This window comes from Paenibacillus sp. J22FR83 (genome assembly GCF_059691955.1).
Genome location: NZ_JCAUAM010000004.1, coordinates 55,417 through 81,340 on the forward strand (window position 1 = coordinate 55,417; position 25,924 = coordinate 81,340).

The window sequence follows — 25,924 nt, forward strand, 5'->3', positions numbered from 1 at the left end:
GCCATGCCTATATTAACATTCGATTTTATTAAAGCGCTGAAACCAGGACAAACTTCCTTGGGAATTGAAATTTCTGATTCTACTATAAAAATGAGCAAAGTATTGCTAAGAAATAAAAACGAACCGATTATTCAAATGAATTTAATAGAAGAACTGCCACTCCATGTAATGGAAGAAGGTCGAATGAAAGACCCACTTCGCTTGATCCAAACTTTGCATACGATGATGACGCGATTAGATGCCAAACCAAAACACATTCATCTGGTATTTCCAAGCCAACTTGTGATGGTAAGGTTTCTAAAATTGCCGGATATCTCCGAGAAGGATTTGGCCAAACTTGTTGATTTTGAAATCAAACATAATATACATTTACCATTTGAGAATCCACTGTATGATTTTGTGAAAATGAATGGAACGGTACATAAAAAAAGGAAAATTGTAAAAAGGTTAAAAAAAGAAGAGGAAGCTCCAACAGGGAAGGATTTTTTCTTGGAAGCTGCCCCTGGCAAAGAAGATCTAGGCGGGAGCAAAGGGTTGTTTGATGAGTTCCAGGAGGAACAATCCAAAGTAGATACAGCCATGCAATGCGATGTCATGCTAGTTGCTGCACCGAAAGAAATGATGGATCAGTATCTTGAAGTTTTGAATTCCGCTGGGATCAAGCTAGCGAGTATTGAGATTAAAGCATTATCCTTATTTCGGTTGTTGCAGAGCACATCGTTGACTAAGTTGAATGAAACCTTCTTACTCGTTGATTTAAATGAGACGGCAGGAGATCTTAGCATTTTTCAAGGTGAAGACCTCAAGATTACTCGAAGTATTCCACTTGCTTTCGGGGCGAAGTCGCAGAGAGATTTAGATGTGAAAACAAACGTGGATGATCTCTTCCCAGAGTTTTTGGACGGCGATGCGGATTTCCGTAATCATTGTAACGATCTGGCACATGAACTTGAACGGTTGATGAACTTTTATCGCTATACGCTAAACAATCGAAATCAAGAATTTGCAAGTGTGGTAATCTCAGGTGATGTAAACAGAATGCCTGAAATCGTATCCTATTTGACTGAGCGGCTTCCGATTCCAGTTCAATTATTTCAATCGGACAGTTATTTTAGTCGTAAATCGGCATTCAAAGAGGACTTATCCAGGTATGCTGTTACTTTGGGCTTGGCTCTCAGGGGGGCTGAATCATGAAGAATATTAACCTGCTGCCTAAGGTGCCCAAATTCCAACGAATATTTATACCGTTACTCGTGTTATCTGTGGTATTTTTTCTAACACTTTCATCATCGCTCTTGTATGTGGGTCACTACTTTAAAAACAACTTGCAAACCGTTGAAAATCAAATTGCTTTAACGAATGCATCCATTCAAACGTTAACACAACAGCGTCAAATGGATGAACAATCCATTAATTTTCAGAACCTACAAGCCGAAATTGATAAATATAAAACTAAACGAATCGATTGGATGCCAGTTTTAGAAACGATCTCCTCGAAGTTGCCGCTAGCTGGACGAATTTTGTCTGCGGAAATGCCTAAGGATGAGAAAAAAGTAGATACGAATGGAACTAACCAGGCCGCATCTCAAACCGCTCCGGTTACCGTGAATCTGAAGCTTGAGTTCGCAACCTTATCATCTCTTGCTGATTATATGGCCCTTTTGCAAAGTTCATCATTGTTTCATTCTGTTTCGATTCTATCTGCGGTTAAAACGGAAAAAACATTTCGTACACCTGTTGCTAGCACTCCAAGTACCGTTATAACAAATCCACAAGCAGTATCGGTACAAACAGATGAAAATGTAAAGAAAGTTTTTGAAGACACACTTGTTGAAGACGGTAATGAAGGAGATAAGCTCCTAAACGAACTTAAATGGGCTATGAATCAGCAAATTGCGAAACAAGAATTCGGATTGGCATTGACAGACAAATCATTCGATGAGGATGCAAATTCGCAAACTACTCAGGAGGATACTTCCGCCTTAACCGATGCGGATTGGGAGGATGCGCGTAAAACACTGAGTGAAATGAAAATGAAAACGGAAATAACGGTACAACCTGAAGTCAACATGCCAACTTTCGCAAATCAACCTACGCCTGCACAGAAATTCAATGTATATGAAGTAATCATTGCAATTACGCTGAATAATTCCATTAAGAGCAAATAAGGGGGGCTTATGAACAAAGAACAATGGCATCAGCTCATAGGTCGATTAAGATCCCCGGCATCTACTTTGATACTCGTACTACTTGCAGGATGTTTGATTAGTGGATATATCGTAGTAAGAGATGTACTTCCGCTTTCAAAGGAGCATATTACGCTTCAAATGCAATTAAGTAAGCTGGGACTTGAGAAGAAGCGAATTCAGCAGCGGCCAATCCCCAAAAAAGTGGGAGAAACCGAACTTCAACAAGCCTTGTACCAAATTCCTACGAAAGAAGAATTACCGCGTTTATTACTCGGGATTAGAGAGCTAGAGCGGCAAGTTGGGCTATCGATTCTTTCAATAAAATTTGCTAATCAAGAGCAAGCGGGCAACTCGGCAGGCAGTTTAATAAATGGAAATGGCCAAGCGAACATCGTACCCGGATATACGACAAATTCTAATGGCGTGCAATCGACAGCTCCATCTTCAAATCCAACTGGAGGTACGACGCAGCAGAACCAGGCACAAACGTTCATTATGGAAGAAACATTTACGATTCAAGCAACAGGGACATATCCACAAATCGTTGATTTTATGAATAAGGTTCAACAGAGCGAACGATTAATAACCATTCGAAAATGGAACTGGCAAACAGCTGCTGTAAAAAGTAATCAAATAGAATCAACGGACATCGCGTCTGTTGTTCCAACAGCGAGCAGTGCAATGCCGAATTCTACTGAGGAGCAAGAATCGAAACTTCAAGTTACATTGGAATGCTCTTTGTATTATGCGCCATCTTTTGCAGGGAGATTAAAAGAGTTACCTTCTTTACCAGTAATTGAACCTAGTAAGCGGATGAATCCGGTTCAGTCTGATGAAGAATTTATGAAACAACTCCAGCAATTGCAAGTATCTAAGCCAGCTAACTAATTTAAAAGGAGATCATTGAATGATTAGGAAATACAAACTGATTCTTTCAATTGGAATTATTGGCTTATTCACGATGAGCGGTTCGGCATGGGCGGAAGATCAATTCCGAAACGTGGAGGTGTTTTTCCAAAAAATAAACGTAACAATTAATGGTCAACAAACAACTCTGATGAAAGACTCGATATTGTATGAGGGATCGGTATATGTTCCTTTACGTAGTCTATCCGAAATGTTAGGCGCACAAGTAGGTTGGGATAGTGAGAATAAGAATGTAGCGCTTGATTTTATCCATGATAATAGGAATGAGCTCTTTACAGCTTCGCAGAAAAAAATGTATCAATATGTGGCTATTCGCAATAATCAAATTACCAGAGACTTAATTCCGATGTTTAAAAGTACAGATTTTGACGATCTCCATAGTATTGTTGAGCGTTATGGGGAAATCAGCAAAGTGGCCAAAGATATAGATGATAGCACGATGTCCCAAACTATTGAAAAAATGAGAGCTGCCATTATTTTATTGCAAACAGGCTGGGAGAAGAAGAATACAGATGACTATATGTTGGCATGGACGATTTATAGCAAGAATGCTGAGCTTCTGAATAAGGATTTAACAACAAAACTATCCGATTCGTATCGTTATGAGTTAATTGACAAAACTACCAAAAATTGAAGCTGATTGAAGAGAGAAGGGATGAAAATGCTAAGAAATGAAAGAGGACTTACCTTACTTGAAGTGCTGGCAGCGACAGTGATTTTAAGTCTTGTCGTCTTAATGTTTCTTAATATTTCGTCCTTTTCTATGATGTCAACTAAAAATGATGATTTACGCGTCAATGCCTTACATCTAGCTGAGCAAAAGTTAAATGAATATCGGGGCGCTTACACGGTTTCCGTACCTATTTTACAAAATTGGATTGATTATTCTAATTCTGCAGTAGATCCAACTTCTACCTACGGTCTATATGTTCAACAATCCGGATTACAAAACGCTCCGTTCTCACCAGCGGTACTTACGAACCGCAAATTGGTTTCACTTCAAGCCATCGTCTTGTTCCGTGATATAAGTACAACGCCTGCAATGCTGGTTCCACGAGTCTTGACGGTAACTGTTTATTGGGGGGCGACCAACTGAAGAATGAACGGGGTCTTACCTTAATTGAAGTATTAGCGACACTGACCATTAGCGCTGTATTGTTAGGAGTAGTTCTCATGCTGCTTTCCTCGACAAGTCTTCAATTCAAAACAAGTGGAGAGAAGTACAAGGTTGATGCAGAGATCCGTATAACGATGGATACAATAGCGAAAGAGATCAGTGATTCCAATCAAGCATATGTGGCGACGAATGACTTGCGCTATGTGACATTTGTATCAGGGACTAGACAAGTAAGATCATTGTACTTTGATGCTGCTGATAAAACGTTAAAGATGTATAGTTTTAATTCTGCTACTATTCAAGATAATGTAACTTTAGCGATGCCAGGTATATATACACTTCCAAGAGAACTTTCATCGCATGTAACAGGAGTGCAGTTTTTACGAACTTCAAGTAATGTACCATTATCTGGAGATTTGAATGGTGGAACAGCCTTCAGGATGGTTGTAACCTTTACATTCCAACGTTCAAAATTATTTGGCGGCCAAGAGAATTACACCGTTCAGAGGGAAACTGGCTTTAAATTGCTTCAATATTAATTGGAAAAAAGCCCGAAATGCTATAGATTCTCATTCTAAGCATTCGGGCTTATTTTTATTTTCTGATTGGATTCCAATCAGGTGGAGCAGTCGGGGTTTGTGTTGTCGACACTGGCGTTGGTGTCGGTGTAGCAGCTGAAGTAGACGTTGGTACAGGTGTAGCAGGTGTGGTACCGCTTAATTGTAAGGAAGTTACAGGCGGATTGGATGTACCGGTTCTAATTGTGCTATTGTTTCTGAAGTCAATTTTCCCTGCGACAGCTATAAGCCCCCCTGTAGTAAGGTTAATTTGAGTCATGGAGGTAAAATCTCCTGAGACAAAAATGTCACCTGAAGCAACTGTTAACGTTGCATTATTCTTAACGGCAATATTACCCGCAGACAAATTTCCATTAGTGATATTCAAGGTAGTTTGGGTTTCAATTTTGAATGTTGTATCGATTGTCATTTTGTTGGCCGAGACGGTACCTCCATTGCTAAGTGTTAGGCCTCCACCGTAGAAGTTATTTGCAACCTTAATTGTAGTTTGCGTACCCGTAACAAAGTTACCTTCGAACCAAAAGTTCCCGTGTGTGCCGCTATTACCGTTATTAATGGTTATATCAAGTTGGTTACTCCCTGTGATGTTTCCAGTAGTTGTTGGATTGGCTGTGGTTTGGTTGGCAATAAGATTTCCATATACGACTACATTTGCATTATTAAAAGAATAATTATCCGCAATCAGAATGACAGACTTTGTACTTGAACCAAGTGTTTCATTACTAGAGATACTTAATGTACCAGGCACGTAAATGACAACAGGATTGGCTGAACTTGCATTAATGTTCGATTTAACTTGACTGATGCTACACGAGTTACTGCAAGTAATTAAACCAGGCGTTTTTGTTGTATTTAAATAATCGTCAATGGTAGAAGTTACAGTAGATTTAATACTGTTCTTGTAATTGGTAATTGCAGTTAATAAAGTTGTGTTTTTGCCGGCGTTAATATTGGAACTGTCCCCGTACAATACGCCTACCCCAGCTGGGATAGGAACAGTTTCGCCCTCAGTAATGTGAGTCGAAGTAACTGGAGTAGGGATTGGGGTTGGTGTTGCCGTAGGCGCAGGAGTAGGCGTTGTTATTGCGCTCGCGTTAAAGGCAGATATTTGAAATTTGATTAATTTGCTGTGTGCGTTATTGACGGTAGCTTTGAAGTAAACATTATAGACACCCTCGTCGAGAATGGGTCCAGTGATTCTGGTGTTGGAAGCGGCTACTTCTACATATTGTTCGTATGTCGTTGCAAGGCCTTCAGGAGTTGTAATAGTTTGAGGGAGCCATCCCCATCCCAACCCTTGCACCCCAGAACCGCCGCCGTACATATTGAAATAGATTCTACGTTCTATTCCGTTTCCATAATTATCATAATTCTTTAGGTATGTAATAAAGGCTTCCATGCCGCTAACAGCTAAATCAGTCGCCTTCTTCTCATATTCGGTTTGGCTGTTGGCAAGTTGATTCGTTGAAGAATTGGCAAGGATAACCGGAGTTACGATCATCAGGACAAGGAGAATAAGTAGCACATAAGTAAGTACATTTCCTCTTTCACTTCGAAGTGGAATGAGAAGTTTCATGTTGGATTCTCCTTTCGCTTGGCTAACATATCTCCTATTATATCGAATAAAAAAAGGCTGGTATAGTACCAAAGTACTATGCCAACCTTGATCGTTATGACAAATTTTTACCAAATTCGCCTGCGAATATGGTTTCGTTAATCGGTAGTCTTCCAGAAGGTACTTCACGTTCTTGCAATTTTTCAGGAAGAGCATCTGCGGGACCGCGATAACCGATAGCAATAACAGCGTGAAGTTGATAATCCGTCGGGATTTGAAGAGCTTCACGTGCTTGATCAGCCTCGAAACCGCCCATTGCGTGTGTGATAAGTCCTTGATTATTCGCTTCAAGTGCTAGGTAGCCCCATGCTGTACCTGCATCGAAAGCGTGACTAGGGTTATCCGTGCCTTTAGGGGTTTTGGTATGGGAGATAACTAGTGCAAGGACAGGAGCCTTCTCACACCATACAAGATTGAAAGGGTTAATGAATGTATGGAATTTAGCCAATTGTTCAGGTGTACGGGCCACGATGAAACGCCAAGGCTGATTATTGCTTCCAGATGGTGCCCAGCGTGCGGCTTCAAACAAGCTTAACAGAACTTCTTCCGATACTTCTTGATTGGAGAAGGAACGAGGTGACCAACGCTCAAGAAACTGCGGGTTAATTTCATGATCTGGCTGGCGGTGAGCTTCAATTTCATTGGATAATGAAGTGGACATTAGTTATACCTCCTTAGGTTGTATATCATCCTAATTTTACCTTAAAATTGCTCGATTTACGAATTTCTTATATTTTCGCTGGCTTGTATGCCGTTGGGTCAATTTGGAAAAGCTAGTTGATATGAACATGATGGACGAAAAAGAGGTGCGAGAAGCTGTGAATTTCACGAGTCATGATGTCATTATTATTGAAAGAGCTTTAAGAACTGCCATGAAACATGATCGAGAAGAGCACCGTTCTAGAGACTATCAAGAAGTATTGTTCAAAATGCAAGAGAGTGCCAACCAAGCGCTATCGGTTTCTTCTCAGATCACGAGCGATCACCTGGATGGCATTCGATATGATTATGACGATTCAGCTGATTTAATGTAGACATACGAACGTATATTCTGTAAAATGGAAGAAACGATATGGGTAAGGAGATTCGGTTTATGAATCCTTTCACAGGTAAGGTTTCTTCAATGATAGAGATGATTGACGGGCTGCGCAAATCGCCCGAAATCATGGAGCATGTCACATATTGGCATACGATACCCCCACGAGATCCGAAGCTGGCTGATTTTCCAGAAGGATTGCATGAGGGTATTTGTGTTGCGCTTCGACATAAAAACATCGGTCAATTATATACACACCAGGCAGAATCGTTTCGGCAAGTTACAGCGGGCCATCACGTTGTTACTGTAACTCCAACTGCGTCAGGAAAGACATTGTGCTACAATTTGCCAGTTCTTCAGAAGATTTTGGAGAATGATGCTTCGCGAGCACTCTATTTATTTCCAACGAAAGCGCTAGCGCAAGATCAGGTTGCAGAACTACAGGAAATGATAGAATTCATGGATGTGGATATCAAAACGCATACGTACGATGGTGACACGCCACCGACAGTTCGCCAAGCGATACGAAACGCGGGACATATCGTCGTCACCAACCCTGATATGCTGCATTCTGCAATTCTGCCTCATCACACCAAATGGGTGAAGTTGTTCGAGAATTTGAACTATATCGTGATTGATGAAGTGCATTCCTATCGGGGTGTATTCGGTAGTCATGTTGCGAATGTGATTCGCAGGTTGAAACGGATTTGTCGCTTCTACGGTTCCAACCCGCAATTTATTTGTGCTTCGGCTACGATTGATAATCCGAAGGAGCACGCTGAACGACTAATCGGTGAAACCGTTGCGTTGATTGATAATAATGGTGCGCCGGCAGGCGAGAAGCACTTTGTATTCTATAATCCGCCTGTTGTGAATCAACAGTTAGGAATCCGTAGAAGCTCCGTCTTGGAGACACGCACGCTTGCAGGCAAGCTGCTGAAGAGCGGGATTCAGACGATTGTATTTGCACGGAGCCGCGTGCGCGTGGAGATCTTGCTGACCTATTTGCAAGAGCTCGTGAGTCACGAGCTCGGCAGCAAGTCGATTCGCGGCTATCGCGGCGGCTATCTCCCGAAGCTGCGCAGGGAGATCGAAAGAGGCTTACGCAGCGGGGAAATCCGCGGCGTTGTAAGCACGAACGCGCTAGAGCTGGGCATCGACATTGGCCAGCTGCAAGCGTGCGTGCTGAACGGCTATCCAGGCACGATAGCCAGTACTTGGCAGCAGTCCGGGCGTGCCGGACGACGGCAGGAAACCTCGCTGACGATTCTCGTCGCGAGCAGCAACCCGCTGGATCAGTATTTGATCCAGAATCCGCGTTATTTCTTCGAGCGCCCGCCTGAGCAGGCGCGCATTCATCCTGATAACCTGATCATCCTCGTGGATCATGTGAAGTGCGCTGCCTATGAGCTGCCATTTGAAGCGAATGAGAAGTTCGGTGAGGAGTCGCTTACCGATGTGCTTGAGTACTTGACGGAGGAGCAGGTGCTGCACCAAGTCAATGATCGTTGGTATTGGATGGAGCAGTCATTTCCTGCTCATAACATTTCATTGCGGTCTGCGGCGCAAGAAAATTTTGTGATTATCGATATGACCAATGGCCACCGTGTAATTGGGGAGTGCGATCGTTTCAGCGCGCCTACTTTGATTCATGAAGAGGCTATTTATATACATGAAGGCATACAATTCCAAGTTGAAAAGTTGGATTATGAAGAGAAGAAAGCGTTCGTTAGGCAAGTAAGTGTCGACTATTTCACGGATGCCAGTATGGCTGTGCAGCTCAAGGTGCTTCACGTGAATCGGGAGGGACGTGTTGGCGGTCTACTTCGTCAATTAGGCGAAGTGACCGTGAACGCGCAGCCAACGATTTTCAAGAAAATTCGTTTGCGTACACACGAGAATATCGGCTCGGGGCCGATTCGATTGCCCGAAGAGGAGCTGCATACGAGCTCCTATTGGTTCACGTTCGACGAGGCGATGGCGGCTGGACGAACGGCTAATGACATGCAGCATGCGCTGCTTGGCATTGCCAATGTCCTGGCGCATCTCGCACCGCTGTATTTGATGTGCGACCCGATGGATATTCGGGTCGTTCCGCAAGTGAAGGCAGTGCATAGCAAGCTGCCGACAGTGTTCTTCTACGACCGCTATCCAGGCGGCGTAGGTCTTAGTGATCGGCTGTACGAGGTCCACGGACAGCTGATGGATCAGGCGCGCAGCCTGATCAAGAGCTGCGGTTGCATCAGCGGCTGCCCAGCCTGTGTCGGGCCGATCGAAGAGGTCGGCCTGCTGGGCAAAAAGCTCGCGCTGGAGCTGCTCGCAGAGCTCGATGGCGGTGCCCGATGAGCGGGCTCCGCGAAAGGCTCGGCCGCCTGCGGGGACCCGCAGCGGCTGGGGTAACACCGCCGCCCCCGCCGGAGGCGGGTGGCGAGTGGGCGCAGCTAGGCGCCCATATTGCGACGAGCCCCGCGGGCTCGTTCGTCATGCGGCGCCGCCAGTACGGCGCGGACAGCGCTCACGGCATGTATCGGCTGCGTGAGCTCGCCGATGTTGCGCCGCAGCTGTCCTGCTTTCACGACGCAGACGCCGTCGTCCGGCTCGAAGAGCTGCTCTTCTTCGATACCGAGACTACCGGACTCGGCGTCGGCGCTGGTAATGTGCCGTTCATGGTCGGCATCGGCTACTACACGGGCGAGCTGTTCACAGTTGAACAGCTCATGATTCGCAACCCAGCAGAGGAACATGCGATGCTGGTATATTTAAATGAACTGTTAGGACGATTCACACACATCGTATCCTATAACGGCCGCACGTTCGACTGGCCGATTCTGAAGAATCGTTTCGTCCTTAATCGTCTTAACTTAGATGATTCAGAGTTGCTTCAGCTCGATCTACTCTATGCGTCACGCAGTCTGTGGCGCAATACGTTGCCCTCCTGTCGGCTCAGCAAGGTCGAGGAGAGCAGACTTGGCTTTGAACGCATAGACGATGTGCCAGGCTCAATGGCACCAGCACTGTACTTTCAATATTTGGCTGAGAAGGACCCTGCTGTCCTTCATGGCGTATTTGTTCATAATGAGCACGATATCGTAACACTGGCCGCATTGACGATCCATTTTGGCAAGTTGTTGCGCTTAGATGACTATGAGCCCGATCTTATTTCGAATCTTGAACCTGAGGAACTCTTTCGGACAGGACTTTGGCTCGATAAAATGGCGAGGCCTGCCAAGGCAGAACAATATTTCGATGTTTTATACGAGAAACTGCTGAATTACGTGGGTTCTATCCACTCGGGAGAACATGAAACTGCCTTGCTTCAACTAGCAGGCTATTATAAGAAAATGGGGCAGTATAACCGCGCTCTAGAGCTATGGAAGCAAGCTATTTTACTTAAGCCTGCTAGTATTTCGATGCAGCTTGAGCCGTATTTAGAACTTGCCATGTATTATGAACATCGTGAGAAGAACTTGGGGCAAGCAGTATTTTATGCCGAGGAAGCATGGGCGAGGCTTTGGCGGCGACGTGCACTTCATCGTGGCGATCGGAAAGTTAATGAGATTGAAGCAGCATGGGAAAAGCGACTTGCTCGTTTACAGCAGAAAGTGCGAAAGAAAGAGGAGCATACACATTCGCAAGTAGATTCGTGTTCATCCAATTCGGATGCTAGGAGAATAATGAAACGAAGTAAAAAGTCACCAAAGCCTACTTACGTTAGCGAAGGTTTAATATAAAAGAATGCTCATCGCCTCTGAACCATCAACCAGTCGGCTGTGTTTATGTAATCGGTCAATTGGTTATACAAGGTAAGAAAATGGCAAGGAGCGATAGTTTGTGCCTGAGCTTCCGGAAATGGAAACGTATCGTCAGCAATTGACGCGATTTATTATAGGTGCACCAATAACAGGGGGCGAGGTGACGCGCCCCAAATCCTTGAATGTGGATCCAGGAGAGTTTGCGAGGAAAGTTATCGGCAATCGGATTGTGCGGATTGAGCGCAGAGCCAAACATCTTCTATTTCATTTAGCTACAGGCGAAATCTTACTGTTGCATCTCATGCTTGGCGGTTGGATGTTCTTTGGTACGCAAGTAGAGCAGCCGGATCGTACCTTTCAAGTGGAGATTCAATTTGGAGCTAAGAGTCTGTGCTTTATTGGATTGCGGTTAGGGTATTTGCATATTCATTCGCCAGAAGTAGCCTATAAACTATTACAAAAGCTTGGTCCGGAACCGCTTGAACTAAACTTCACTCAATTTCAAAACGTTCTGCGGCCAAGACGGGGTAATCTTAAAGTAACTTTGGTGGATCAAACCTTTCTTTCTGGTATAGGGAATTGTTACTCGGACGAAATTTGCTTTGAAGCGGGCCTGCTTCCTTTACGGAAGATACCCTCTCTTACTGAGAATGAACAACATCAACTCTACCAAGCTATGCAGTCTTTACTTCGTGAGGCGATTGCCGTAGGTGGCTATATGGAAGAACCATTATTCGTGGGCGATCGTTTAACAGGACAATATAATCCGAAATGTCGTGTCTATGATCGCAAGGATGAATCTTGTCTGCGATGCGGGAGAGCGATCATTCAAACCGAAGTCTCAAGCCGGAAATGTTTTTATTGTGTCTATTGTCAGAAGTGAAAGGTCGGATTGAACAATGTTTATCGGTGCCCACGTACGAACGCGAGGTGGTTATTTGAATGCCGCCAAAACTGCCATTTCCATTGGTGCAAAGGCATTTCAATATTTCCCTATGAATCCTCGAAGTTTGGCAACGAAAGTTATTGATCACAAAGATGCGAACGCATGTGCCCAACTGAGTATGGAACATGGTCTTCTTTCCATCGGCCATGCTCCTTATGCATTAAATCCCGCAGCAGACGAGCGTGAACGGGAGGTCATGGTTAATTTACTCAGAAATGGCCTAGACATCACAAATGCTTGTGGATCTGTTGGACTTGTGGTGCATTTTGGTAAATATACAGGAAAAGACCCGTTACAAGGCTACAAAAATATAATACAATGTTTGAATAGTGTTACGGAGAGTTACACGGGAGCTTCTTGCATACTGCTTGAAAATCAAGCCGGTGAAGGTTCCCAACTGGGTCTGACCTTTGAGGAAATGGTGCAAGTTCGTAAGCTATGCAATTCACCTGACAAAATTGGCTTTTGCTTAGATACTTGTCATGCGTTTGCTAGTCGTCTTTGGCAAGGATCAGATTGGGCGGAGTTGGAGATGAAGGGTGAACAGCTTGATTATCTACCGCATCTGAAAGCCATTCATTTGAATGATTCGGTATATCCTTGGGGATCACGCCGTGATCGCCACGCCAACATTGGATCGGGTCATATTGGAATTTCGAATTTTCAAAGCCTCTTACAATCCCCTTATTCAAGAGACATTCCAATTGTTCTTGAGACAGGTGTGGGGCGTGACGGCACGCATCGGGAAGAGATTGCATTCGTCAATTCTTTGTTGGAAAGGAAATGAGAGGATGATTCATGTATACTTAGATGATTCGCGTCCTTGTCCCCGAGGATTTGTTGGAGCCAAAGATGCGCAAGAATGTATCGCATTGCTTCAGGAATATGAAGTAGACATCTTGTCTCTAGATCATGATTTGGGTTGGATGTCGAAGCAAACGGGCATGGATGTTGTCATTTGGCTGACCCAGCAGCGCAAGTTTCCAAGAGCCATATATATTCATACATCTAGCTCTATCGCATGCACACAGATGTATCAGATGCTTTTTGCTGCTAAGCCAGATGACATGGAGCTATATGCGCATCGAATGCCAGATGAAGTGTTGATGGGGGTTGCACAAGGAACCTATCCAAGTAAACTGTAATGTGAAAGGAAAACGAACTTATGATTTATTTATCCGGTATTCATTTTATACGTGGAGAACGCCATATTTTAAACAATGTGAATGTACATATCGAATCCGGTGAACACTGGGTATTGCTAGGCCGAAATGGCTCTGGCAAAACAACGCTACTTGAAATGATGAATGGCTATGAATTTCCAAGTCGTGGCACTGTCGATGTGCTCGGGAACCGGTACGGTCAGTGTGATGTACGGGAGGTTCGTAAGAAGATTGGTTATATTTCTCAATCTCTCTTCGAAAAATTAAATGGAATTGATCCAGTGCTCGAGGTTGTTGCAACAGGTGAGTATGCTTATTTGCGATTCTATCAAGAAATTCCTCAAGAAGTGAAAGACCGGGCGATGGAGATGCTTACTCGAGTACGTATTCCACATCTGGCAGACCAACCTTTAGGCAGCCTTTCACAAGGAGAACGAAAGAAAGTTATGCTTGCAAGATCCTTGATGAGTAAGCCATCGATCCTTGTTATGGATGAGCCTGCGGCGGGTTTAGACTTGTTTGAGCGTGAGCGGTTCTTATCTGACGTCAATGAGCTTAGTCAACAAGATGTAACGGTCGTTTATGTCACTCATCACATCGAAGAAATCATGCCATTATTCACGCATGTTGCGATCATCGAGCAAGGTGAATTAATTGCTTCTGGACGTAAGGAAGATGTACTAACGCCTGAGAATATATTTAAGGCCTTCGGTATACATGTCACGTTGGAGTGGTTCCAAGATCGCCCTTGGATCAAGGTAATTGAGGACAAATAAATTTGTTTAGTTAGATAGTGAAAAGGGACTGTAGAATACTCAAAGGATGCGGCTATGACACAATTAACGACCTATATTGGAACCTCGAATCATGGGTTCGCACAATATGCGCAAGACGAACTGCGAAAGTTATTTCCTCTTACGAAATTTACGTTACTGGTACCAACAGAAGTGTTTTATTTTCAGGTACCTGAAGATACGACAGATGCCACTTCTACCATAAGTGAGAACGAACCTATTTTTCTACGGCATCTTCAACCCGTTCATCAGGAATGGGAGCTTAGTCGCACAGATGCTGATATTGCGCATTTGACATCTTGGCTTCGCGAAGCGTATGCTGCTGGTTTATTTGGTTACGGCGAGAAGATTGCTACGCAAATTCGAAAGGAAGAGCGGGCAGATGTGCCTTACGCTCCTTTTGCAATTAAAGCAGCCATTGACGAAATTCTAACTTCGGAATGTGGAGGCGAACCAGTGGTCCGTTATGCAGACCACATTATTTCGGTTTACATAAGCGCCAAGAAACTCTACATTGGGATTTCGAAGCCAACTGACAACTTGTCAGATTGGTCAGGTGGAGCGATTCGTTTCATGAAGGAAGAAGATCAAATTTCACGTGCCAAATTTAAACTTTTGGAAGCTGAGCAACGGTTCGGAATAGATTTCAGTGTCGCTCGTAAAGCGGTTGATATTGGAGCTGCTCCTGGTGGCTGGACGTCATTATTACTAGAGCGTGGGCTGAAAGTGACAGCCATTGACCCAGCGGCAATGAACCCCCGTCTACTTGGCAATCCATTGTTAACATTTCTGAAGAAAAATGCGAACGATGTGAAACTGCGTGAAAATGAGTTTGATTTATTAGTCTGTGACATGAGCTGGGATCCGCGGCAGATGGGGCGCCTTGTGTCGGATTTGCTTTTCTCTCTGCAAAGTGGCGGAACCGCGATTGTGACCGTAAAACTTATGCATAAGAAACCGTTCCAAACGGTTCGTGAAATTCTTCGTATTTTTGAAGACTCACTCTTTCTGTTGAAGGCGAAACAGTTATTTCATAATCGTGAAGAATTGACACTTTATTTACAAAAAATATAAAAAACGGAAAAATAGCTAGATTTTCCAAACGCCCTCCCTTATAATCAAAAGCATTACTGCTTGGATATAAGAGAGGGGGTTTTTATTCATTGTGAAGTCCAAACCACAGTGGCAAGGCTCAATTGTAGGCGGGAGATACGAACTCGTATCCATGCTCGGACAAGGCGGCATGAGCCAGGTATATCTCGCTAGGGATACGAAGTTAAAGGGTAAACGCTGGGCAGTGAAAGAGATTATGGGGGTAGATTCTGATGAGACTGCGTTCTTAGAAGAAGCGGAAATGCTGGCCAAACTCGGGCATGCGCAACTCCCACAGTTAGTAGATTATTTTATTACCGAAGGTGGAAATGGCTATCTGGTCATGGACTATATCGAAGGTCCGACACTTCAGGATTTATTTGAAAAGAATCATCGTGAACTACCTGTTACACTAATCGTTCAAATTGCCTTTCAGTTGCTTGATATTTTCCACTACCTACATACGTTCCAGCCCCGCCCCATCATTTACCGTGATCTTAAACCTTCCAACGTCATGATAAACCAACATCATCAAGTTCGATTAATAGATTTCGGAGTTGCTAGGCAGTTTAAACAAGGACAATCATCCGATACGATGCAGATGGGGACAATCGGATTCGCTGCACCAGAACAATATCTAGGACAGCAAACGGATGCTCGAACGGACCTGTATACCCTAGGCGCAATGTTATATTATTTATTGTCTGGTGGTCACTATATCTATAGCAAGGCCAAGCCTCTAGAACTGAGGCAGAATGAGATCCCAGAAACCTTGCGTACAACGATTCATTTTCTCCTGCAAGATCAACCTCAGAACCGCTGTCAAACCGCCATGGAAGTGAAACTAAGACTTCGTTCCTTAACCCCAGATGCTGAACAGCTTGTTACCAATTCACAAATCCAATCCACCGTACAACAGTCAAATATAAGTGATAAATTAATTGTCATTGGCGGGTTATTCGCAGGCGTAGGCGCAACTTTCACTGCTATTACACTAGCCAGAATATTGCATGCGCTCCAAATTCCAAATGCGCTAGTTGAACAGCCGACAATAGAACCTGATTTATATATGTTATTGTATGGTGATCGCCATGCACCAAGCCCGTATATGTTTCCTTCCGATCACATTAGTGACCCGTCTTCAACTTACACTTCACCATGGCTCAACGGTTTCACCACGTGGGCACCTATTAATCCTGATGGTTTTCAAGGTTCATGGCAGGCTTCTCATGCCTTCAAGCTTCTGCACATGCTCAAAAAGCCGATCATCCTATGGGACGTATCGACTCAGTGGGAGCATCCTACAGTAGAGGAGCTATGTTATAGTGCGGATGAAATTATCGTCATTGTAGATAGTTCGCCTGGCAAATGTGATCGTCCTCGCTCGCGTCAGCGAATAGAGCAGTTCGCCTCCTATCAGCAGAGAGGGAAAAAAGTGCATTACATCGCAAATGGCTTGTTACCCCCGCACCTTCACGGAGAGTGGCTTGACTCGCTCCCAGCAAAGCCTTTGTGTTCCATGCCGCTTATAGCAAGATCTGAGGTCGTGCAAGCTGTGTGGAAAGGGGATTGCATACAAGATCAGCCACAGTATTTGGATGTTTTTTATGAAGCATTGAAACCATTCCTTAGCAAGATTCTCCCAGAAGAAAGCCTCAATCCATTCCCTCTACAACCCAGAAAGTCGCTATTTGCCCGTTTTAATAAGCGAGGTTAGTATTTTTATTTAACTGATAAATCGTCCATGCTAGCAGAGTGGCGAAACATGACCATAGTAAATATGGAACTAATAGCCAAGCAGCAAGTTTGGAATAAGGAATTGTTGCGTATAGTAACATAAAGGTGGTTATAGCCACGATAGCAGAATCAAGGAAAGCAAGACGCAGGTTTTTTAATTTGAATTCAAAAAAAGTGAATGCTTGGTTTGCCAAATAATTTAACAATAATATCAACACATAGCTGTAGCTTGCTTCTTGAAATCCATCGGTTTTCGTGTAGACAATGGCGACAGATGCTGAGATTAACGCATATAAGATCGCCCAGGCAATTCCGAATAGCTTAGCTGGTGGATTCCAACTTGGTTTCTTTAGAGTGGCATAATACGCCAGATCTGTTGGGAACAATACGCCTGAAATCGAAAAGAGCGCATAGGTAATCAAGAACACGGTGATAAACGTAAACATAGGCAAACACCTCCAATAGATGATGAGCTTGTATTACTATATTACACGCTTGGGATAAGTTATAACCAAATCAAGCCAAAAGTATGATATGATGAGTCATATTTTGCATGAGATAATCAGGGGGAACAACTATGGAGCAGCGATTTTCCAGAGAATCGAGATGTTTCAAAACATCTCGCATATTTCCAACAGATGTAAACAATCATAATACGCTTTTTGGTGGAAAACTGATGTCCTATATTGATGATATTGCTTCAATAGCGGCACATAAGCATTGTCGAAGATCAGTTGTTACGGCTTCAACGGATTCTGTTGACTTTTTGTCGCCGATTCATACTTCGGATTCTGTCTGTTTAGAATCTTTCGTGACGTGGACAGGTAAAAGCTCGATGGAAGTTTTCGTTAAGGTTGTAACGGAGGATTTGAAATCTGGTTCTAGAAAAATTGCAGCGACGTCCTTTCTAACTTTTGTTGCTTTAGATGAAAATAAAGTGCCAGTGGAAGTACCGGATGTCATTCCTGAAACGGAAGAAGAGAAGAAATTGCACGAATCCGCACCACAACGAGCAGAGATGAGACGCATACGCCGTATGGAAAGTAAGAAGCTCGCTAGTTTTTTTACGATGAAATATCCTTGGGAATAAAGGGATTGATTTATTGGGGAAATGTGGTACAATTTGGATAATTGAAAATCGGACAAGCGGAAGCACCGCTGATCGTAGAGTTTTATCTCTATCGTCAGCGCGTGCTTTTTTTGTTTTTCCGAGGAGGATAGGAGGTACAGTATGAGGGCTGGAACAATAACGCGCATAGCAATCGTGCTCGCTGTTCTGGGTTGTGTGCTTATTGGCAAAGGTGTGTATACGAATTTCGCTGGATAGGAGATGCGTAGATGAACAAACTTCAATTGTATGTCTTGGATGATGACATGGTTTATGCTGAACGATTAGCCTTATTCATTCGGGGGACAGAATTCGCTGAACGCGTGCAAGTAAAACTTTTCTCACAAATGGAATTTCTCCTACAAGCTCTAAAGGACCCGAATCTCAAGGGAGTGCTGCTGATTTCGGAAGCTTTCTACCCGTTATTGCAGCAGTATCGTACTTCGTTAAGCAAAATATTTTTGAGTCAACATATTCGAAATTCCGATTCACCAGAAACTGTCCATCCTTTTTTATTCCGTTATCAGCCGTTGCACGAGTTGATCTCACTTATTGAGGCTTTATATTCAGAGAAATCTCCATCCGGCTCTGGCCGGACACGACCCAATTGCACACGTGTGATCTCCGTATATAGCAGTAGTGGTAATGCTGGCAAATCAATCACAGCTATTCATATGGCGAAACAGTTGGCTTTTCGGGGCGAACGTGTACTGTATCTGAGTTTGGAATCCACTAGCCCGGCTTCACAGTGGCTGCAGGGGGAATCGGGACGATTATCTCAGCTCCTTTACTATTTGAAGGAGTCCTCGGTGTTGATTGGGCCTAAGTTAGCGCTTCTCAAATCGCATGATGCTACTCGAAGGTTCGACTATTTAACACCACTTGAGCAAATGCGAGAGATGCAAGAAATGAGTGGTGAGCAAGTGAAAAAACTCCTAACATCGATAGTAGATTTGTCACACTACGATACACTTATCGTTGATCTTGAAACGTCTATTCATCCACGAATCATTAAGAGTTTGGAACAGAGCGATGCGATTATTTGGCTGATCCAAGATGATTGGAATGACGCTTTTAGAACCAAATCGCTTTTGAAACAAATGAGTGCACTCTCTGACATTCATTTTGTCATGACAAGCTATAGAGGGCAGGAGACTCCTATCAATTCCTTTGATTTTCTTGGCAAAGAAATGACGTTCAAGCTTCCTTATATTCCAGAATGGAAAGTGATGAGTTCGGCAGAACAAGTCTGGCAATCCGAAATATTTTCAGAACAAGTTTATCTCATGCTGCAAGCTGTGTGTAATGAGAATGGTGGGATTTCCAAGGAAGGAGCTCACTTGTATCTTGAATCTAGAGCTGTTTAACGAATTAAAGAAAGAGATCAAGGAAAATCTCGATCTCACACATGAGCTTAGTGATGCACAGTTGCTGGGACATATTGAAGAAACCATCTTTCGCACGGCGAGTGCGCAAAGTTGGACCTCAAATGAAATTCATACTGGCGTTAAGCGTATTTTCGATAGCTTCCGTGGCTTAGATGTTCTCCAACCACTGATCGACGATCCAACAGTCACAGAAATTATGGTGAATGGACATACGTGTATTTTCTTTGAACGGATGGGTGCCGTTGAGCGATATCCTTATGAAATTGAAAGTGCCGAGAAGTTGGAAGATTTAATCCAAATGATTGTCTCCAAAGTGAATCGAATTGTCAATCAGGCCACACCGATTGTCGATGCAAGGTTGAAAGACGGTTCCCGTGTAAATATCGTGCTTCCCCCTGCCTCCCTCAGTGGTCCAACGTTAACCATTCGTAAATTTCCTGCTAAACCCTTACAAATGACTGATTTGATTCATATGAATAGCATTTCTATTGAAGCGGCGGAAATGCTTCGGATTATGGTTGAAGCAGGTTTCAATCTATTCATAGGTGGAGGAACGGGGTCAGGTAAAACAACATTTCTCAATGCTTTGAGTGCGTGGATTCCACAGCATGAACGTGTCATTACGATTGAAGATTCAGCGGAGCTACAGATCCAAACAGTACCTAATTTAGTCCGCATGGAGACGAGAAATGCCAATACGGAAGGCAAAGGCGAGATCACAATGAGAGAATTGATACGTTCCTCCCTACGGATGCGTCCTAATCGCATTATTGTTGGAGAAGTGCGTGGAGCTGAAGCGTTAGATATGTTGTCAGCAATGAATACGGGGCATGATGGCAGCTTAAGCACTGGCCATGCCAATACGTCGCAGGATATGCTCAGCAGATTGGAAACGATGGTACTCAGTGCGGCTCCGCTCCCGATTGAAGTTATCCGCAAGCAGATCGCCTCAGCACTTGATGTCATTGTACATGTGTCACGGATGCGGGATCGATCACGCAAAGTGACAGAGATCCACCAAGTTGTTGGTATGAAAGATGGTGAAGTTCAACTGCAACCCCTGTTTCTTTTCGAGGAGAGTGGCGAGTCGCCCGAAGGCAAACTGCTTGGAACGCTACGTTATACGGGCCACTGCATTGCTAATGTGCACAAACTTCAATTAGCAGGTAAGCAGCTTCCTAGCTGGTTTGTCCGTCATGAGGCAGGTGATGCTAGTTGAGTGTGTGGTTGCTGCTCGTCATCATAGGTGGCGTAAGTTGGCTCCTGCTGCTTCACCTGGAAAGATGGAAACTCCCCCGTAAGCAAAGCGAGAACTCCCCATCACACAAGTCATCTCTCATCCTTCCAGTTACATTCATCGATTATAACCAGTATCAATTATCCTCCAAAGAGAGAGTAGCGGCTATACTCATGCTTGCTCTGCCAGCTTTCTTAATAGGTTATATCTTCTATCAAAATGTTATCCTCGCTGCTGTCTTAGCATCTACAGGTTTTCTATTTCCTCGCTTTCGTCGGCAGCAATTAATCCAAAAACGTAAAAATATGCTTTATGTGCAATTTAAGCAGGCGCTTAGCTGCCTTTCTTCTTCTATGACGGTGGGAAAATCCATTGAATCAGCATTTCGAGAAGCATGGGAAGATTTGAAACTGTTGTACCCTGACCCTGCTTGTTTGATCGTCGTGGAGTTTGGTTTGATTTGCCGAAAGGTTGAAAATGGCGAACCGATTGAAGCAGCCCTTAAACATTTTGCTGATCGAAGTCATTTGGAAGACATTCAAAGCTTTTCTGATGTATTCCTTACCTGTAAGCGCACGGGAGGCAATCTAGTTGAGGTGATGAAGCGTACAGCAACGGTCATTGCAGAGAAGTTAGAAATCACCCAGGAAATTTCAGTCATGGTGGCACAAAAGCGTTTTGAATCGAGAGTTCTAGTTGTTGCCCCAATCCTGATTGTTGCTGTATTGGCCTTTTCCTCGCCTGATTATATGGTTCCCCTTTATCGAGGGAGGGGGATACTCATTATGACCGTCTGTTTGTCATTACTTAGCGCTTGTTATGTACTCACACAAAAAATAATGAATATTAAGGTGTAGGATGTGGATATGGCTTTTTGGCTTGGCGCAAATTGTGTTTGGTTTAACCATACTAATGATCGGACGAAGGAAATACGGGGAATTGGTTCGCTTACAAACGTATCCATTTCGGATGAAAATGCTCTTACCTGCAAGCTGCTATGTGATAGATAAGTTCCAATTGTTAGAGAAGTTCCCTGATTTCACTTCAAAAATCCATCATAAATGCATGTCCTTGTACGGGCGAAGTGTGTCTTCGCATGGTAGCAAATGGTTTATTGCTGAACTTATATCCGTCGGAATGATATGCCTATTCATCGCTACAGTTCTTGCTATTCTAGCAGGTGAAGACAGTTCGTTACTTGCATTAGGCGCGGTTACAGCGATAGGGGTACCTGCGGTGATGGTTCGTGATTTGGATAATCAAATACGTAAGAAGCAGCAAAGGATGATCCTTGAACTGCCTGAATTCCTGAGCACAATCGTGCTGTTAGTTAATGCGGGAGAGACTGTTAATCGAGCTTGGATCCGCTGTGTTCAAGCAAAGCCAAATATGTCGGATTCCCCGTTGTTCAAAGAGCTTCTTATTGCTGTTAATGAACTGGAGATGAATATCTCCTTTACGAAAGTATTAGAGGATTTCAGTAAGCGCTGTGCGTTACATGAAGTGTCCTTATTTGCGTCAACGCTTGGCTTGAATTATAGAAGGGGCGGAAATGACTTTGTCGTTTCACTGCATTCACTATCGCTAGAGCTGTGGCAACGGAGGAAGAGTGTATCGCGAACGCTAGGGGAGGAAGCCTCTTCAAAGCTTGTATTCCCAATGGTATTAATTTTTGTTGTAGTGATGGTGATCGTCGCCGCACCTGCGTTACTCATGATGAACGAATAGGAGAGGGATGTTGACATGAAAAGTAGTTTGGATATGTTTAAGCGTGTGTGGAAAGAGGAAGACGGATTGGGTACCTTAGAAATTTTATTGATTGTTGCAGTGTTGGTTGCGATAGCAATTATATTTAGAAAGTGGATAGTCTCGTGGTTTCAGAAGCTAATTGGTGATGCGAATTCCGACTTGAAAGATAATAGTGCGGTTGCACCCTGTGCGCCGAGCCCGACAACAAGTTGTGCGCCATAGTCGACTTCGTAGGTTCATTTTCAATGAGCTGGGCACTTTTACATTAGAAGCATCGCTTGTGTTTCCGGTGATATTCATCTGCACAGTGACAATATTATTTGTAGGCATGTTTGCTTATCAGCATGTTTATGTAGGGCAATTAGCACGTTCAGCTGCAGAAAAGTTAGCTTTTACTTGGACGAATAGTCATAAAGACTTAAATACAGGTAGTTATAATCCGCAAGAAACGGATGGTTTGTATTGGCGACTGACACAAGACAATGTAAGTGACTTATTTGGCTTGTTACTTGGAAGTTCAGGGGATAGCATCACACTCCCTAATTCTCAAGTTAATGGCTTAGTCCAGAGAAAACTGGCCAAAGCTTCGGTATTATTTCCCGAAGGCGTTACTGGAACTGCCTCATATAAGAATTATTTATTAGATCATCGTATTGAGGTGACTGTGAATAAGTCGTTTGTCATGCCAACATTTCTAAGTCGCTGGATGCCTGCAAAGCAAACAGAAAGCTCAGCTGTCGTTCATGTAGTTGATTCGATAGAGCTGATCAGAACAACGGATTTAACACGCACATATTTGCCTACTTTAGTTGGGAGGATATCTCCGGGGAAAGCGAAAGCGGCACTCGTGGATCCAGTCAAAACGGATTTGTCTGGTCCTAGTGTCACGATTCAATCTGAGCGTCAGGCATCTACCTACTTGAGATCACTTGTGGGAGGAACGGAGGTTGTTCGGACGACTGCATCTGGTAAAAGTAGAAAAATTGATGCACTAGACGCAAGAGGCATAGGTCATCAAGCTTTTTATAGTTTAACGGAAGCTCAGCTTCGCACGGAACAGTTGCCGAAGGATGTTGAACTTCTCCAGCATGATCCAACGGTGAAAGGCATTGTGTGGCATTTCTTTAAGAAGGATGCGAGTGGCAAAGGGATGCCTACAGTTGCTTTTCGCAAAGAACTCGAACGTAAAGGGATTGTCGTTGTTATTCATAATTAGAAAGAGGGGAGCCATTGAAAAGATTCTTACGAACAGAAAACGGCACAGTATCCGTCTATTTGATCCTGATCATTGTGCCGATTTTTTTATTTCAAGCAGTACTTATTGATTTTGCCAGAATTAAAGCAGCGGAGAAAGAAACGGAATCTGCCATACAGGCACTCTGCGCGATCTGTGATGTCCTCTTTCAATTCCGAGCTGCAGAAGAGAGGTCTATATGGTATGGCACTCTCTCAGGAGGCTTCGGAAAAATTACTTAATGATGTTTTTGCTAGGAATTTATCGAGTGGCGTCTCGGCGAATGCTTTTCATTTTATTGATACCAAAGCAGTGGATGGAGCGTTGCGCGTTACACCCGTTTATACGCTAGCTAATCATGTTATTTTTGAAGGGCAACTTTTAGAGGATATGAAACTCAAAGCACCAATTGAATACACACTCGAGATTGTTGATAAATTTCAAAAGAGTGGTGTGCGAGAACCTTTTCAGATGGGTTCCCAATTTGTTAAAGAGGCCGATGCGCTCGAAAAGTTGATTGAACAACGGGAAAGCTTGCTAGATGAGGCATGGCAGAGTGCGGAAGAACTTCATGTCAGAACTACAGCATTTCATGGATATTATAGAACTAGAGTTGCCGAATTAGACAAATTAGCTGCTGAAATCGGCATTCATACGGTTGATGAAGTGCGTAGTGAAATCAGTCAAGCTCAAGAGAATTTGCGTTCAATTTCGGCGAGCATAAGAAGTATGGATCTTTCCATTGCCTCACTTGCACAAGCAGGACCTGAGGCTGTAGCAAGTATCCGATCCCTGGCTGAAGCCAAAAGTAGGCTTGAGGAACAGTCAAGATTGTTGTCACAAAAGTTAAATGAGCTTGAAGCTTTAGTTCAGAAAATATTGACTTATACAGCGCTAGTCATCTCTACGAAACTTGAGGTGGCAGCGAATGAAAAAACGGTTCTCCAATTGCAGCAAGAGATTGAGCCAACCTTGCGGCAAGCTAAGCAAAAAAATGACGAGATACGCATGAAGCTGACAGGAGCTACAGGTACGTCTACGCAAGGAGTTTCAGCTGCATACGATGTGTTTCAACACGTTTCAATGATGGGGGATGATTATTTTTACCAATACCAAACGTCTATCGCGAGTATCGCCGCGTTGTTTTCATCATTCCGATCTGCCGTAGAGAGCGTTACGTTATATACGTCTGTACATACCAGCAAGGTTAACCAAGCCAACGACAACTACTTGGCAGTGTCAAATGATTTCTATGCCACACAAAGTCCGCTTGAGAAATCCAGAATGTCTACAAATGAAGCAACAACGACGAATAAAAAGACACAAAAGAACAAAATTCAAGCCATTATGGATCAAGCAAAACAAGCAATAGGTGGTTGTACCTTATCGAGTACGCAATCTGGTGATTCAGTGGCTTATAGTAAACTCCAAGGTGAATCCGGTTATTATCAGAGGTATCGACAAGTGAATGCACAAGATACAATGATCGGGAACGATGTGGCCTATGACATTGATAAAGCAGAGCCTGCTAGTTTGCGGGCAATGGATATGCTAGGCGTATTAAACAACGCGGCGGAAGTTCTCCGAGATGAACTGTACGTAAATGAATATGCCATAACAAAGTTTAATTATCGTACGTATGGTTTAGAGAAAGACCTCAACGGTAACCCAAAATTATCGAATGAGTTAGTCGATCCTGGGACCCACTCTTTAGTAAATCAAGAGGTAGAGTATCTTCTGTACGGTTTCTCCTCTTGCGCAGCTAATATGGCCTCAGCTTATGCAGAAATGTTTTCATTACGGTTAGCGATTCGCACAGTTGAAGCGCTATTAGATCCCAAAAAGGAAATTCTTCAAATAGGTTCTCCTCTACTCGTATTTTTGGCTGCAGCAGCTCAAGGTGCAGCAGAAGCACTCGTCGATATGAATGCTTTGGTGAAAGGGGATGCTGTTGAGTTATCATCTAAGCTCTCTATAGCAGCGCTCAAGTTGACCTATAAAGATTATCTCCGTTTATTTCTAATGCTGCATAGCAACAATACCAAGCTGATGTCCCGCATGCAGGCTCTTCTTGAATTAGAAACAGGTATTGATCTCAATCAAGCAACCTCCTATATCCAGGCGAATGCAACAAGTGAGATAAGGCTTTGGTTTATTCCTCAAGTCATGAAGTTGTTGGATGGAACGGGGCTTCTAGGTTGTAAAGTTGTTGGAACACATTGCCAAATGAATCGAGCGGCGATTGTTTCGTATTGAGGAAGG

The 25,924-nt window shown here is 43.6% G+C and carries 27 protein-coding genes and 1 pseudogene; 25 read left to right on the top strand and 3 right to left on the bottom strand.

The genetic code is table 11. From position 1 onward, the window contains the following. Window positions 1-3 precede the first annotated feature (3 nt). From pilM to AC58PV_RS08655, 7 genes and pseudogenes are all read left to right on the top strand, one after another. Window positions 4-1,194 carry a type IV pilus biogenesis protein PilM gene (gene pilM, locus AC58PV_RS08625; RefSeq protein WP_497431860.1) on the top strand — a complete coding sequence of 397 codons (1,191 nt, stop codon included), beginning with the start codon at window positions 4-6 and terminating at the stop codon, window positions 1,192-1,194. Continuing rightward, a complete protein-coding gene (locus AC58PV_RS08630; protein WP_497431861.1) occupies window positions 1,191-2,168 on the top strand; it encodes a PilN domain-containing protein in 978 nt (325 codons plus the stop codon). Before pilM ends, AC58PV_RS08630 begins: the two co-directional genes overlap by 4 nt. A gap of 9 nt (window positions 2,169-2,177) precedes the next feature. Continuing rightward, window positions 2,178-3,077 carry a hypothetical protein gene (locus tag AC58PV_RS08635; protein ID WP_497431862.1) on the top strand — a complete coding sequence of 300 codons (900 nt, stop codon included), beginning with the start codon at window positions 2,178-2,180 and terminating at the stop codon, window positions 3,075-3,077. 19 nt (window positions 3,078-3,096) lie between these two features. Beyond that, window positions 3,097-3,750, top strand: coding sequence for a stalk domain-containing protein (locus AC58PV_RS08640; protein ID WP_497431863.1), 654 nt, complete (start codon window positions 3,097-3,099; stop codon window positions 3,748-3,750). A 21-nt stretch (window positions 3,751-3,771) separates the two neighbouring features. Next, window positions 3,772-4,212, top strand: coding sequence for a type IV pilus modification PilV family protein (locus tag AC58PV_RS08645; RefSeq protein ID WP_497431864.1), 441 nt, complete (start codon window positions 3,772-3,774; stop codon window positions 4,210-4,212). Further along, a pseudogene (locus AC58PV_RS08650) lies at window positions 4,194-4,283 on the top strand (pilus assembly FimT family protein); the annotation flags it as partial. The gene AC58PV_RS08645 and the pseudogene AC58PV_RS08650, both read left to right, overlap by 19 nt. 6 nt (window positions 4,284-4,289) lie before the next feature. Further along, on the top strand, window positions 4,290-4,772 hold the full coding sequence (locus AC58PV_RS08655; protein ID WP_497432170.1) for a hypothetical protein: 483 nt from the start codon (window positions 4,290-4,292) through the stop codon (window positions 4,770-4,772). Between the two features lie 55 nt (window positions 4,773-4,827). Here the strand turns inward: AC58PV_RS08655 and AC58PV_RS08660 are convergent, their stop codons facing one another. Next, complete coding sequence (locus tag AC58PV_RS08660; RefSeq protein ID WP_497431865.1) at window positions 4,828-6,387, bottom strand: hypothetical protein; 1,560 nt, start codon at window positions 6,385-6,387, stop codon at window positions 4,828-4,830. A 94-nt stretch (window positions 6,388-6,481) separates the two neighbouring features. Next, window positions 6,482-7,087, bottom strand: coding sequence for a nitroreductase family protein (locus AC58PV_RS08665; RefSeq protein ID WP_497431866.1), 606 nt, complete (start codon window positions 7,085-7,087; stop codon window positions 6,482-6,484). A gap of 121 nt (window positions 7,088-7,208) precedes the next feature. Here AC58PV_RS08665 and AC58PV_RS08670 point away from each other — a divergent pair, with 121 nt between their 5' ends. From AC58PV_RS08670 to AC58PV_RS08710, 9 genes are all read left to right on the top strand, one after another. Further along, window positions 7,209-7,460 carry a hypothetical protein gene (locus AC58PV_RS08670; protein WP_497431867.1) on the top strand — a complete coding sequence of 84 codons (252 nt, stop codon included), beginning with the start codon at window positions 7,209-7,211 and terminating at the stop codon, window positions 7,458-7,460. 59 nt (window positions 7,461-7,519) lie between these two features. Continuing rightward, a complete protein-coding gene (locus AC58PV_RS08675; RefSeq protein WP_497431868.1) occupies window positions 7,520-9,808 on the top strand; it encodes a DEAD/DEAH box helicase in 2,289 nt (762 codons plus the stop codon). Beyond that, window positions 9,805-11,193, top strand: a complete 1,389-nt coding sequence (locus AC58PV_RS08680) for a ribonuclease H-like domain-containing protein (RefSeq protein ID WP_497431869.1) — start codon at window positions 9,805-9,807, stop codon at window positions 11,191-11,193. Before AC58PV_RS08675 ends, AC58PV_RS08680 begins: the two co-directional genes overlap by 4 nt. A gap of 100 nt (window positions 11,194-11,293) precedes the next feature. Beyond that, the gene (locus AC58PV_RS08685; RefSeq protein WP_497431870.1) at window positions 11,294-12,097 is read left to right on the top strand and encodes an Fpg/Nei family DNA glycosylase; all 804 of its coding nucleotides are present in this window, start codon (window positions 11,294-11,296) and stop codon (window positions 12,095-12,097) included. 16 nt (window positions 12,098-12,113) lie between these two features. After that, window positions 12,114-12,947 carry a deoxyribonuclease IV gene (locus AC58PV_RS08690; protein WP_497431871.1) on the top strand — a complete coding sequence of 278 codons (834 nt, stop codon included), beginning with the start codon at window positions 12,114-12,116 and terminating at the stop codon, window positions 12,945-12,947. 4 nt (window positions 12,948-12,951) lie between these two features. Further along, window positions 12,952-13,305, top strand: coding sequence for a cyclic-phosphate processing receiver domain-containing protein (locus AC58PV_RS08695; RefSeq protein WP_497431872.1), 354 nt, complete (start codon window positions 12,952-12,954; stop codon window positions 13,303-13,305). A 20-nt stretch (window positions 13,306-13,325) separates the two neighbouring features. After that, window positions 13,326-14,099 carry an ABC transporter ATP-binding protein gene (locus tag AC58PV_RS08700; RefSeq protein WP_497431873.1) on the top strand — a complete coding sequence of 258 codons (774 nt, stop codon included), beginning with the start codon at window positions 13,326-13,328 and terminating at the stop codon, window positions 14,097-14,099. Between the two features lie 54 nt (window positions 14,100-14,153). Then, the gene (locus AC58PV_RS08705; RefSeq protein WP_497431874.1) at window positions 14,154-15,191 is read left to right on the top strand and encodes an SAM-dependent methyltransferase; all 1,038 of its coding nucleotides are present in this window, start codon (window positions 14,154-14,156) and stop codon (window positions 15,189-15,191) included. Window positions 15,192-15,282: 91 nt separating this feature from the next. Further along, entirely contained in the window at window positions 15,283-16,926 is a 1,644-nt protein-coding gene (locus AC58PV_RS08710; protein ID WP_497431875.1) for a serine/threonine protein kinase, read from the top strand. Here the strand turns inward: AC58PV_RS08710 and AC58PV_RS08715 are convergent. Further along, on the bottom strand, window positions 16,910-17,392 hold the full coding sequence (locus AC58PV_RS08715) for a TspO/MBR family protein (RefSeq protein ID WP_497431876.1): 483 nt from the start codon (window positions 17,390-17,392) through the stop codon (window positions 16,910-16,912). The two genes, AC58PV_RS08710 and AC58PV_RS08715, sit on opposite strands and share 17 nt — an antisense overlap. Before the next feature lie 131 nt (window positions 17,393-17,523). Here AC58PV_RS08715 and AC58PV_RS08720 point away from each other — a divergent pair, with 131 nt between their 5' ends. From AC58PV_RS08720 to AC58PV_RS08760, 9 genes are all read left to right on the top strand, one after another. After that, a complete protein-coding gene (locus AC58PV_RS08720; RefSeq protein WP_497431877.1) occupies window positions 17,524-18,036 on the top strand; it encodes an acyl-CoA thioesterase in 513 nt (170 codons plus the stop codon). A gap of 248 nt (window positions 18,037-18,284) precedes the next feature. Beyond that, the gene (locus AC58PV_RS08725) at window positions 18,285-19,421 is read left to right on the top strand and encodes a nucleotide-binding protein (RefSeq protein ID WP_497431878.1); all 1,137 of its coding nucleotides are present in this window, start codon (window positions 18,285-18,287) and stop codon (window positions 19,419-19,421) included. Then, window positions 19,402-20,661 carry a TadA family conjugal transfer-associated ATPase gene (locus AC58PV_RS08730; RefSeq protein ID WP_497431879.1) on the top strand — a complete coding sequence of 420 codons (1,260 nt, stop codon included), beginning with the start codon at window positions 19,402-19,404 and terminating at the stop codon, window positions 20,659-20,661. The genes AC58PV_RS08725 and AC58PV_RS08730 overlap by 20 nt, the downstream gene beginning before the upstream one ends. A 191-nt stretch (window positions 20,662-20,852) precedes the next feature. Further along, window positions 20,853-21,536, top strand: a complete 684-nt coding sequence (locus AC58PV_RS08735; protein WP_497431880.1) for a type II secretion system F family protein — start codon at window positions 20,853-20,855, stop codon at window positions 21,534-21,536. Window position 21,537: 1 nt separating this feature from the next. After that, a complete protein-coding gene (locus tag AC58PV_RS08740; protein ID WP_497431881.1) occupies window positions 21,538-22,407 on the top strand; it encodes a type II secretion system F family protein in 870 nt (289 codons plus the stop codon). 15 nt (window positions 22,408-22,422) lie between these two features. Next, complete coding sequence (locus AC58PV_RS08745; protein ID WP_497431882.1) at window positions 22,423-22,650, top strand: Flp1 family type IVb pilin; 228 nt, start codon at window positions 22,423-22,425, stop codon at window positions 22,648-22,650. 58 nt (window positions 22,651-22,708) lie between these two features. Continuing rightward, window positions 22,709-23,644 carry a TadE/TadG family type IV pilus assembly protein gene (locus AC58PV_RS08750; RefSeq protein ID WP_497431883.1) on the top strand — a complete coding sequence of 312 codons (936 nt, stop codon included), beginning with the start codon at window positions 22,709-22,711 and terminating at the stop codon, window positions 23,642-23,644. A gap of 14 nt (window positions 23,645-23,658) precedes the next feature. Further along, entirely contained in the window at window positions 23,659-23,904 is a 246-nt protein-coding gene (locus AC58PV_RS08755) for a hypothetical protein (protein ID WP_497431884.1), read from the top strand. Further along, on the top strand, window positions 23,867-25,918 hold the full coding sequence (locus AC58PV_RS08760) for a hypothetical protein (RefSeq protein ID WP_497431885.1): 2,052 nt from the start codon (window positions 23,867-23,869) through the stop codon (window positions 25,916-25,918). The genes AC58PV_RS08755 and AC58PV_RS08760 overlap by 38 nt, the downstream gene beginning before the upstream one ends. Window positions 25,919-25,924 lie beyond the last annotated feature (6 nt).